This window comes from Streptomyces sp. SID5910, from assembly GCF_009862125.1.
In the GTDB taxonomy this organism is placed as follows: Bacteria; Actinomycetota; Actinomycetes; order Streptomycetales; family Streptomycetaceae; genus Streptomyces.
The window spans coordinates 1-8160 of sequence record NZ_WWHX01000696.1; the positions used below are offsets into that span (position 1 = coordinate 1).

At 73.8% G+C, this 8160-nt stretch carries 8 protein-coding genes and 1 pseudogene; 6 read left to right on the top strand and 3 right to left on the bottom strand.

Annotated features, from left to right (window positions below; all coding sequences use genetic code 11):
• Positions 1-118 precede the first annotated feature (118 nt).
• Both GTW67_RS24335 and GTW67_RS24340 read right to left on the bottom strand, forming a co-directional pair.
• Positions 119-919, bottom strand: a complete 801-nt coding sequence (locus tag GTW67_RS24335) for a DUF3097 domain-containing protein (RefSeq protein ID WP_161166935.1) — start codon at positions 917-919, stop codon at positions 119-121.
• A 34-nt stretch (positions 920-953) separates the two neighbouring features.
• Positions 954-1682, bottom strand: coding sequence for an MBL fold metallo-hydrolase (locus GTW67_RS24340; protein ID WP_161166936.1), 729 nt, complete (start codon positions 1680-1682; stop codon positions 954-956).
• A gap of 163 nt (positions 1683-1845) precedes the next feature.
• Here GTW67_RS24340 and hrcA point away from each other — a divergent pair, with 163 nt between their 5' ends.
• From hrcA to GTW67_RS24360, 4 genes are all read left to right on the top strand, one after another.
• Positions 1846-2862, top strand: coding sequence for a heat-inducible transcriptional repressor HrcA (gene hrcA, locus GTW67_RS24345; RefSeq protein ID WP_161166937.1), 1017 nt, complete (start codon positions 1846-1848; stop codon positions 2860-2862).
• On the top strand, positions 2863-3999 hold the full coding sequence (gene dnaJ, locus GTW67_RS24350) for a molecular chaperone DnaJ (RefSeq protein WP_161166938.1): 1137 nt from the start codon (positions 2863-2865) through the stop codon (positions 3997-3999). It abuts the gene before it with no gap.
• A 271-nt stretch (positions 4000-4270) separates the two neighbouring features.
• On the top strand, positions 4271-5356 hold the full coding sequence (locus GTW67_RS24355; protein WP_161166939.1) for a nitronate monooxygenase: 1086 nt from the start codon (positions 4271-4273) through the stop codon (positions 5354-5356).
• Positions 5353-6102: a 16S rRNA (uracil(1498)-N(3))-methyltransferase gene (locus GTW67_RS24360; protein WP_161166940.1), complete on the top strand. Its 750-nt coding sequence runs from the start codon at positions 5353-5355 to the stop codon at positions 6100-6102. Before GTW67_RS24355 ends, GTW67_RS24360 begins: the two co-directional genes overlap by 4 nt.
• A gap of 27 nt (positions 6103-6129) precedes the next feature.
• On the opposite strand, the gene GTW67_RS24365 is transcribed toward GTW67_RS24360, so the two are convergent.
• Positions 6130-6486 (bottom strand): hypothetical protein, encoded by a 357-nt coding sequence (locus GTW67_RS24365; protein WP_161166941.1) that lies wholly within the window; start codon positions 6484-6486, stop codon positions 6130-6132.
• Positions 6487-6584: 98 nt separating this feature from the next.
• Between GTW67_RS24365 and GTW67_RS24370 the strand changes: the two genes are divergently transcribed.
• Positions 6585-7073 carry a hypothetical protein gene (locus tag GTW67_RS24370; RefSeq protein WP_161166942.1) on the top strand — a complete coding sequence of 163 codons (489 nt, stop codon included), beginning with the start codon at positions 6585-6587 and terminating at the stop codon, positions 7071-7073.
• Between the two features lie 87 nt (positions 7074-7160).
• Positions 7161-8160, top strand: a pseudogene (locus GTW67_RS24375) (peptidase S41); the annotation flags it as partial.

The window sequence follows — 8160 nt, forward strand, 5'->3', positions numbered from 1 at the left end:
ACGGCCTCGTCCTCAAACGCCGGACGGGCTGAAATCAGCCCCTCCGGCGTTTGAGGAGCGGGGGTCCGGGGGCAGCGCCCCCGGGTCGGGACGGGAAGGGGCGGCGGGGGCGAGATCCTTACGCCGTCACGAAGTCGATCAGTTCCTCCACCCGTCCCAGCAGCTCCGGCCGCAGGTCCTTGTAAGAGCCGACCTTGGCCAGGATGGCCTGCCACACCGCACCCGTGTTGTCGGACGGCCACCCCAGCGCCCGGCACACCCCCGTCTTCCAGTCCTCCCCCCGCGGCACCCGCGGCCACGCCTCGATGCCCACCGACGACGGCTTCACCGCCTCCCAGATGTCGATGTACGGGTGCCCCACCACCAGCGCGTGCTCGCTCGTCACCGCCTCCGCGATCCGCCACTCCTTCGACCCCGGCACCAGGTGGTCCACCAGGACACCGAGACGCGCGTCCGCTCCCGGCGCGAAGTCCGCGACGATCGACGGCAGGTCGTCCACGCCCCCCAGGTACTCCACGACCACGCCCTCCACGCGCAGGTCGTCCCCCCACACCTTCTCGACCAGCTCGGCGTCGTGCCGCCCCTCGACGTAGATGCGCCCGGCGCGGGCCACGCGCGCGCGGGCGCCCGGCACGGCCACGGAACCGGATGCCGTACGGGTCGGACGCGCAGGACCCGCGGCGGGCCTCACCAGGGTCACCGCACGCCCCTCCAGCAGGAACCCGCGCGGCTCCATCGGGAACACCCGGTGCTTGCCGAAGCGGTCCTCCAGCGTCACCGTGCCCGCCTCGCAGCGGATCACCGCGCCGCAGAAGCCGGTGACGGGCTCCTCGACCACCAGACCGGGGTCGGCCGGGACCTCGGGCACCGGCTGCGGCTTCTTCCACGGCGGGGTCAGATCGGCGGAGTACTGGCGCATTCTGCCGACGATACGAGGAACGCCGGCGCCGTGATCAGCGCGACACGCCGAAGCGGGCGGCCAGCGCGTCCCGTTGGGCCCGCACGAACGCCGCGTCCACCACCGCGCCGTGACCGGGCACGTACAGCGCGTCCTCGCCGCCCAGGCCGAGCAGCCGGTCCAGCGCGGCCGGCCACTGCGACGGCACCGCGTCGGGACCGGCCTGCGGCTCTCCGGACTCCTCCACCAGGTCGCCGCAGAACACCACCTCCACCTCGCCCGGCACCAGGACCGCGAGGTCGTGGCCGGTGTGCCCGGGGCCCACGTTGGCCAGCAGCACCTGCCGGCCGCCGCCCAGGTCGAGCGTCCACTCGCCGCACACCTCGTGCCGCACCGCGACGAGGGCGTCCGCGGCCTCCTCCGCGAGCCCGGCGTCCAGGCCCTCGGCCACCGCGTCCGCCCGCAGCGCCTCCCGGCCGGCCCCCGCCAGCAGCGCGGCCGTGCCCACCGCCCCGAACACCTCCGCGCCCGCGAACGCCGAGGCGCCCAGGACGTGGTCGAAGTGCGGGTGGGTCAGCGCGAGATGCGTCACACGGTGCCCGGCGAGCTCCTGCGCCGCCACCCGCAACCGCGCGCCCTCGCCGAGGCTCGACCCGGCGTCGACCGCGAGCGCCGCGTCCGCGCCGACGACCAGCCCCGCCGTGCAGTCCCACCCCGGCAGGCGGCACCGCCCCACCCCGGCCGCCAGCCGCTCCCACCCCAGGTCTTCCCAAGTCACCGTCACGACGGCGACGCTAGCGCCGGTACGCCGCTCCAGCACGACGGTGGCGCCCCGGCCTTGCCGGGGGCGTACCCCACGGCCGTACACTGGGCCGGGGAAGTCTGGCACTCGAACACGGTGAGTGCCAGGGAGAACACCGGGCGGACGGCTTCTGGAGGTGTGCGCGATGCTCAGTGAACGCAGGCTGAAGGTGCTGCGCGCCATCGTCCAGGACTACGTCGGCACCGAGGAGCCCGTCGGCTCCAAGGCCCTCACCGAGCGGCACAACCTCGGCGTCTCCCCGGCGACCGTGCGCAACGACATGGCCGCCCTGGAGGACGAGGGCTTCATCGCCCAGCCGCACACCAGCGCCGGGCGCATCCCGACCGACAAGGGCTACCGGCTGTTCGTCGACAAGCTGGCCGGCGTCAAGCCGATGACCGCGCCCGAGCGGCGCGCCATCCAGAACTTCCTGGAGGGCGCCGTCGACCTCGACGACGTGGTGGCCCGCACGGTGCGGCTGCTCGCGCAGCTCACCCGGCAGGTCGCCGTCGTGCAGTACCCGTCGCTGACCCGCTCGACCGTGCGGCACGTGGAGTTGCTCTCCCTGGCGCCCGCGCGCCTGATGCTCGTGCTGATCACGGACACCGGGCGGGTCGAGCAGCGCATGGTCGACTGCCCGGCGCCCTTCGGGGAGGCGTCCCTCGCGGATCTGCGGGCGCGGCTCAACAGCCGGGTCGCGGGACGGCGCTTCTCGGACGTGCCGAGCCTGGTGGAGGATCTCGCGGACGCCTTCGAGGCGGAGGACCGCGGTACGGTCTCCACCGTGCTCTCCACCCTGCTGGAGACGCTGGTCGAGGAGAACGAGGAGCGGCTGATGATCGGCGGCACCGCCAATCTCACCCGCTTCGGGCACGACTTCCCCCTGGTGATCCGGCCCGTCCTGGAGGCCCTGGAGGAGCAGGTCGTGCTCCTCAAGCTCCTCGGCGAGGCGAAGGATCCGGGCGTGACCGTCCGTATCGGTCATGAGAACGCCCACGAGGGACTCAACTCCACGTCCGTCGTGTCGGTGGGCTACGGTTCGGGCGGCGAGGCGGTTGCCAAGCTCGGCGTGGTCGGACCGACCCGCATGGACTACCCGGGAACGATGGGAGCGGTACGCGCAGTGGCACGGTACGTCGGACAGATCCTGGCGGAGTCGTAGGTGGCCACGGACTACTACGCCGTACTCGGCGTACGCCGCGACGCGTCCCAGGACGAGATCAAGAAGGCGTTCCGGAGGCTCGCCCGCGAGCTGCACCCGGACGTCAACCCCGATCCGAAGACCCAGGAGCGGTTCAAGGAGATCAACGCCGCCTACGAGGTGCTGTCGGACCCGCAGAAGAAGCAGGTCTACGACCTCGGCGGCGACCCCCTCTCGCAGGCCGGTGGCGCCGGCGCGGGCGGCTTCGGCGCGGGTGGCTTCGGGAACTTCTCGGACATCATGGACGCGTTCTTCGGTACGGCGTCGCAGCGCGGGCCGCGCTCGCGCACCCGCCGGGGCCAGGACGCGATGATCCGCATCGAGGTCGAGCTGGACGAGGCGGCCTTCGGCACGACCAAGGACATCCAGGTCGACACGGCGGTCGTCTGCAACACCTGCAACGGCGAGGGCGCGGCGCCCGGCACGTCGGCGCAGACGTGTGACATGTGCCGCGGCCGCGGTGAGGTCTCGCAGGTCACCCGGTCCTTCCTGGGCCAGGTCATGACCTCGCGGCCCTGCCCCCAGTGCCAGGGCTTCGGCACCGTCGTGCCGACGCCGTGCCCCGAGTGCGCGGGCGACGGCCGGGTCCGCTCCCGGCGCACCCTGACCGTGAAGATCCCGGCCGGTGTGGACAACGGCACGCGGATCCAGCTCGCGGGCGAGGGCGAGGTCGGCCCCGGCGGCGGCCCCGCCGGCGACCTGTACGTCGAGATCCACGAGCTGCCGCACTCGACCTTCCAGCGGCGCGGCGACGATCTGCACTGCACGGTCACCATCCCGATGACGGCGGCGGCCCTCGGCACGAAGGTGCCGCTGGAGACGCTGGACGGCATGGAGGAGGTCGACATCCGCCCGGGCACCCAGTCCGGCCAGTCGATCCCGCTGCACGGGCGCGGCGTCACGCACCTGCGCGGCGGCGGCCGGGGCGACCTCATCGTCCACGTCGAGGTCACCACCCCGACCAAGCTCGACCCCGAGCAGGAACGAGTCCTGCGCGAACTGGCCAAACTCCGCGGCGAGGAACGGCCCCAGGGCCAGTTCCAGCCGGGTCAGCAGGGCCTGTTCTCGCGACTGAAGGACGCGTTCAACGGGCGCTGACGGGCGGCTTGGGGCGGTGTTCCGGGTCTTCCGCGCGCGGTGCCCGGTGCTCTGCCGGGGGTCCGGGGGTCGTCCCCCGGGCAGGCACAGTCAGCCGGGTCAGCAGGGCCTGTTCTCGCGGCTGAAGGACGCGTTCAACGGTCGCTGACGGGCGGCTTCCGAGGGGGTGCTGAGACCGCCCCCGGCAGGGCTCCGTGGGGACGTTGCTTCTGGACTATGCCGACGGAAGCCCGGATTCGGACTTGTGCGGAGGACGTGACAACATGCGCTCATGTCCTCCGCACTGACCGATCTTTTCCCCTACCCGATCGTGCAGGCGCCCATGGCGGGCGGCGTCTCCGTGCCGCAGCTCGCCGCCGCGGTCTGCGAGGCGGGAGGGCTGGGATTCCTGGCCGCCGGGTACAAGACCGCGGACGGGATGTACCAGGAGATCAAGCAGGTGCGGGGCCTGACCGCACGCCCCTTCGGCGTCAACCTCTTCATGCCGCAGCCGGAGACCGCCGACCCCTCGGCCGTCGGCGTCTACGCCCATCAGCTGGCCGGCGAGGCCGCCTGGTACGGGACCGAGCTCGGCGACCCCGAGTGCGGCCGGGACGACGGCTACGACACCAAGCTCGCGGTGCTGCTGGACAACCCGGTGCCCGTGGTGTCGTTCCACTTCGGCGTGCCGAGTGACGAGGTCGTCGACTCGCTGCACCGCGTCGGCACGTTCACCCTGGTCACGGCGACCACCGCCGACGAGGCCCGGGCCGTCGAGCGGTCCGGCGCCGACGCGGTGATCGCGCAGGGCGTCGAGGCCGGCGGACACCAGGGCACGCACCGCGACCACCCGGAGACCGGCGGCGCCGGGATCGGGCTGCTGTCGCTGGTCGCCCAGATCCGGGAGGCCGTGAGCCTGCCCGTCGTCGCCGCCGGCGGCATCATGCGCGGCGCCCAGATCGCCGCGGTCCTCGCGGCGGGCGCGAGCGCGGCCCAGCTCGGCACCGCCTTCCTCGCCACCCCCGAGTCCGGCGCGCACACCCTGCACAAGCAGGCGCTGACCAACCCGCTGTTCGTCCGCACCGAACTGACCCGCGCCTTCTCCGGCCGCCCCGCCCGCGGCCTGGTCAACCGCTTCCTGCGCGAGCACGGCCCGTACGCGCCCGCCGCCTACCCGGAGGTGCACCACCTGACCTCGCCGCTGCGCAAGGCCGCGGCCAAGGCGGGTGACGCGCAGGGCATGGCGCTGTGGGCGGGACAGGGCCACCGGCTGGCCCGGGAGCTGCCCGCGGGACAGCTGGTGGAGGTCCTCGCGGCCGAACTCGCGTCCGCGGGGACAGCGTTGTCGCAGTACGTGACGGGAGGTACGGGCCGATGACGGCACCGGTGTTCGTGGTCGACTCCCTCCGGCCCGGGGACCTGCCCGGCGGGGAGTACGTCCTCGACGGCCCCGAGGGACGGCACGCCGTCTCCGTGAAGCGGCTGCGCGCCGGGGAGGACGTCGTCCTCACCGACGGGCGCGGACGCTGGGCCGAGGGCGTGGTGAAGGCCGCCGAGGGCAAGGACCGCCTGGTCGTGACCGGCCTGGACAGCGTCCGCGAGGAGCCGTCGGAGCAGCCCCGTGTCACCGTCGTCCAGGCGCTGCCCAAGGGCGACCGGGGAGAGCTGGCCGTCGAGACGATGACCGAGGTCGGGGTCGACGCGATCGTGCCGTGGGCGGCGTCCCGCTGCATCACGCAGTGGAAGGGCGACCGCGGTGTGAAGGCGCTCGGCAAGTGGCGGGCGACGGCCCGGGAGGCCGGCAAGCAGTCCCGCCGGGTCCGCTTCCCCGAGGTCGCGGACGCGGCGAGCAGCAAGCGGGTTGCGTCACTTCTGGCCGACGCGGCCTTCGCCGCCGTACTGCACGAGAGCGGCGAGGAGCCGCTGGCCGCCGCCGAACTCCCCGCGTCCGGCGACATCGTGCTGGTCGTCGGGCCCGAAGGGGGTGTGTCCCCCGAGGAGTTGGCCCTGTTCGCGGAGGCCGGTGCGAAGCCGTACCGGCTGGGCCGCAGCGTGCTGCGCACCTCCACCGCGGGCACCGCCGCGACGGCCGTCCTGCTGGCCCGCACCGGCCGCTGGAGCTGACGGCCCCCCGGTCAGGCCTCCCGCGGCTCAGGCGTCCCGTGCGCGGGCGGCGGCGACCGCCGGGAACAGCTCCCAGCCGTCCACCTCCGCGGGCCCGCCGAGGAGCCCGCGCCGGGCCGCCTCGTCGACGAACGCCCGTACGACACCGGGTTCGTGCAGGTTGAGCGACGCCTCGCCGATGGCCACGCAGCCCGAGTGCAGCCACCCGTCGGGGACGAAACGGCCCTGGCCGCCGAGGAACACGAGACGTGTCGTCGTCCCGTCCCGGCCCAGCGTGAGCACCTCCGCGCAGGGCCCCTCGGTGCTGTGCCGGTGGCTCACCGACCACCGGTACACGGCGGTCTCGTCCACGACGAGCTTCCTGAGGCGGCGCTTGGTGCTCATCCGCTTACGGTAGTGAGGAGTGGCCGTATGCGCCCTACCGCGGGCCGCACGGCGGTGGCAGGCTGCCCTCCATGGGGGCTTTGAGACGGATTCGGCGCATGGCTCCGGTGGTCGTCGGCTCGGCCGTCGCCGTCGGCGGACTCGTCGCGTGCGACCCGGGCGGACTCAGTTCCGCGACGGTGGCCTACACGACCGACCAGACCGTGACGCGCGAACTCGAGCGGCGGGACGCCGAGGTGCGGTGGCTCACCTGCAACGCCTCCTTCGGCGACCGGGACGGCACCGCCTCGGCGACCGCGGACACCGTCGCCTCCGTCCACTGCGAGGGCGAGACGGACGGCGGACAGGACATCACCGTCGACGGCAAGGTCACCCGCGTCGTCAACGGCGCCTGCGTGCGCGGCGATCTGACCGCGAAGGTGGACGGCAAGGAGTGGTTCCGGGTCAAGGGGCTGGGGAACTGCGACGCCAGGACCCCGGCACCCGCGGACCGGCCGACCCAGGACCGGCCGGGCCCCACGGTCACCGTCACCCGGACCCTCTGGTGCCCGGAGGATCCACACTGCCGACCCGTCGAGGGCAAATAGCCCGCCCGGCCCGGCCGTCACCCGCGCGCACCTGGGCGGGAACTGATCCCGAACCCCTGTCGATCGACCCGCGTCCCTGCATAGGCTGTGCGGGTGACTCAGCCCGCAGCGCCTGCCTACCTCCGCTTTCCGCACCCGCACGGCGAGTTGGTCGCCTTCACCGCCGAGGACGACGTGTGGCTCGCCCCGCTCGACGGCGGCCGGGCCTGGCGGGTGAGCGCCGACAACATGCCGGTGAACCACCCGCGGATCTCGCCCGACGGCACCACCGTCGCCTGGACCTCCACCCGCGACGGCGCCCCCGAGGTGCACATCGCGCCCGTCGACGGCGGCCCGGCCAGACGCCTCACGCACTGGGGCAGCCTGAAGACCCAGGTACGCGGCTGGACCCCGGAAGGACAGGTCCTCGCCCTCAGCACCCAGGGCCAGGCCAGCCTGCGCCGCAGCTGGGCCCGCGCCGTCCCGCTCGACGGCGGACCCGCCACGACCCTGCCGTACGGGCCCGTCGGCGACGTCGCGTACGGGCCGCACACCGTGCTGCTGTCCGTGACGATGGGCCGCGAGGCCGCCTGGTGGAAGCGGTACCGGGGCGGCACGGCGGGCAAGCTGTGGATCGACGCCGAGGACGACGGCGAGTTCGTACGGCTGCACGCCGACCTCGACGGCAACATCGAGTATCCGTTCTGGGTCGGGGAGCGGATCGCCTTCCTCTCCGACCACGAGGGCACCGGCGCCCTCTACTCGTCCCTCGCCGACGGCTCCGACCTGCGCCGGCACACCCCGGTCGACGGTTTCTACGCCCGGCACGCCGCGACCGACGGCACCCGCGTCGTCTACTCCAGCGCCGGTGAGCTGTGGACCCTGGACGACCTGGACGGCGCCGAGCCGCGCCGGCTGGACATCCGGCTCGGCGGTTCGCGCGTCGACCTCCAGGCGTACCCGGTCAACGCCGCCCACTGGTTCGGCTCCGGGTCCCCCGACCACACCGCCCGCGGCAGCGCCGTCGCCGTGCGCGGCGGCGTCCACTGGGTCACCCACCGCGCCGGCCCGGCCCGCGCCCTCGCGGCGACGCCCGGCGTCCGCACCC

Excerpts from the sequence above, each read along its gene's own strand:
- GTW67_RS24365 (WP_161166941.1), bottom strand. The coding sequence starts at position 6,486 with ATGAGCACCAAGCGCCGCCTCAGGAAGCTCGTCGTGGACGAGACCGCC.
- GTW67_RS24335 (WP_161166935.1), bottom strand. The coding sequence starts at position 919 with ATGCGCCAGTACTCCGCCGATCTGACCCCGCCGTGGAAGAAGCCGCAG.
- GTW67_RS24370 (WP_161166942.1), top strand. The coding sequence starts at position 6,585 with ATGGCTCCGGTGGTCGTCGGCTCGGCCGTCGCCGTCGGCGGACTCGTC.
- GTW67_RS24355 (WP_161166939.1), top strand. The coding sequence starts at position 4,271 with ATGTCCTCCGCACTGACCGATCTTTTCCCCTACCCGATCGTGCAGGCG.
- hrcA (WP_161166937.1), top strand. The coding sequence starts at position 1,846 with ATGCTCAGTGAACGCAGGCTGAAGGTGCTGCGCGCCATCGTCCAGGAC.
- GTW67_RS24360 (WP_161166940.1), top strand. The coding sequence starts at position 5,353 with ATGACGGCACCGGTGTTCGTGGTCGACTCCCTCCGGCCCGGGGACCTG.